The sequence below is a fragment of the Ancylomarina sp. genome, from assembly GCF_041555295.1.
Lineage (GTDB): Bacteria > Bacteroidota > Bacteroidia > Bacteroidales > Marinifilaceae > Ancylomarina.
On the sequence record NZ_JBFFKR010000422.1, the window covers coordinates 1 to 2,174 of the forward strand.

Sequence of the window (2,174 nt, forward strand, 5' to 3'; positions counted from 1 at the left end):
AACAATTCACTAGTTCGATAAACGTTTCTTATTTCCTTTTTGAAACTTTACTATAATCGGGCTTCCCCTTTAGGAAGCTCAAGTAAAAAGCATTCCATAGAATGAATAAGACCAAAGCGAGTATGGTGTACCACTGGCTCAAAAAACCCGACACAGAATAAATAATAGCAGCAGAAGGTTCATCTTGTGGATAAATCAGGTCTAGTTTCATACCGATAGGGTAATCAGCATTTTCAGGACCTTCTATTTTATAGGTCTTATTTCCCACCTTATAGCTAATTTGGGCATAAGTTTCATAGAACAGTTGCTGTTTAATCTCCTTAATATCAACCACTGTCCCCTGACAATGCTTCCCATTGCTAATCAAATCCCAATTGCCATAAATAGGTGCCAATAATATTAAAAGGTTGATAAATAAATAACGGACTTGTTTCATTTGAGGACGTGTTGGTTAGTAAGGATACTTTAAAAGAAGAGCTCACATCATTAGATGCAAGCTCTCAATTTGTCTTATAATCTATCTATTAAAATCTTTTCAGCATCTTCAATTTTCACATCAGGTATCATACCAATTGATGGAAGCTGTCTGTCAGTAAATCTCTTAATGATTGTATCAATTGTATCCTGACCAACATTGTGCTGACTCAAACGTGTTTTAATACCAATTCGATTGAAGAAATCTTCCGTTTTCACGATAGCCATGGCTTTTCTTTCTTCCTCACTACCTTCGGTAATATTCCAAACTCTTTCAGCATACTGAAGTAACTTCACACTTCGCTTATCCTTAAGATGCTTCATTAAACCTGGAAGAACAATAGCTAACGTCACAGCATGATCTATACCATGGAAAGCTGTCAATTCGTGCCCAATCATATGCGTTGCCCAGTCACTTTGAACACCTGCACCTATCAAACCATTTAAAGCCATAGTCGCCGCCCACATCATGTTGGCATATTCATCGTAATTGGGTGTTTCAGAATCGTAAGCTTTCGTTCCTTCTTCGATTAATGTCATCAACAAACCTTCAGAGAAACGATCTTGCACAGGTGAATTCACTGGGTATGTTAGATATTGCTCCATCACATGAACAAAGGCATCAGCAACCCCATTGGCAATTTGTCTTTTAGGTAAAGAATAAGTCGCCTCAGGATCTAAGATTGAAAACTTAGGGAATAATAAAGGTGAACCAAAAGGTAGTTTCTCTTTGGTTGCCGCTTTGGTAACCACACCTCCACTATTCATTTCAGAACCTGTAGCCGCCAATGTTAAGACTGCTCCCAGATCAATAGCCGATTCTACCCTTGCATGCTTAGCTAAAATATCCCAGGCATCATCACCTTTATAACAAGAAGCTGCAGCAATAAATTTTGTTCCATCAAGAACAGAACCTCCACCCACGGCCAACAGGAAATCAATCTTCTCTGCTTTCACCACTTCAACTGCTTTCATCAAAGTTTCAAAATGTGGGTTTGGCTCAATACCACCAAACTCCTGAACCCTAAAACCATCGAGAGCAGCAATTACCTGATCGTAAACACCATTTTTCTTGATAGAACCTCCACCAAAAGTGATTAAAATATTAGCACCAGCAGGAATGTGCTTCTTCAATTCTGCAATTTTTCCTTTTCCAAAAAGGATATTTACGGGGTTATAGAAATCAAAATTATTCATAATCTGTATATTATTTTTTATTGAATGTCTCATTTAAATTTGAGCCATCAAGTTAAGTTTAATTTCAAGTAATTAAAAACATTATGCAAGACTTAAGTTTTATTTAACAGCTTTTGGTTTCTGTCTCCAGCATGCATTGTCATAAGTTTTTATAATAACAATCAGCAGCGCCCACACACACGGTAATATCGACCTATTTTCAAAGGAAAAGTGATGAGCAAATAAATCTGTCTATAAACATTGCATTTATCATGAAAAAACAATTGTAAAAAAACTATATTGGCCTTCTAAATTTAAATAGAACACAACCAAGGCTAGAAATAGCAATAAAACTAATAACAAACCTTTTAACGAAACATGAAAAAAACATTTTTAACAGCCCTTTTAAGTTTAAGTATTGCCATGCAATTCACTTATGCTCAAGGTGCTTTAGAACAGAAAAACGATCCATTCTTTGGAGAAAGTTGTACCAGTATAATGGTAGGTAAAAAAGCAACAACTGA

General features: G+C 36.2%; 2 protein-coding genes. Both read right to left on the bottom strand.

Annotation, left to right across the window (positions count from 1 at the left end; all coding sequences use genetic code 11):
* Positions 1–28: 28 nt before the first annotated feature.
* On the bottom strand, positions 29–436 hold the full coding sequence (locus ABY905_RS16680) for a hypothetical protein (protein ID WP_372645928.1): 408 nt from the start codon (positions 434–436) through the stop codon (positions 29–31).
* 74 nt (positions 437–510) lie between these two features.
* Entirely contained in the window at positions 511–1,671 is a 1,161-nt protein-coding gene (locus tag ABY905_RS16685) for an iron-containing alcohol dehydrogenase (RefSeq protein ID WP_372645930.1), read from the bottom strand.
* Between the last annotated feature and the right edge of the window lie 503 nt (positions 1,672–2,174).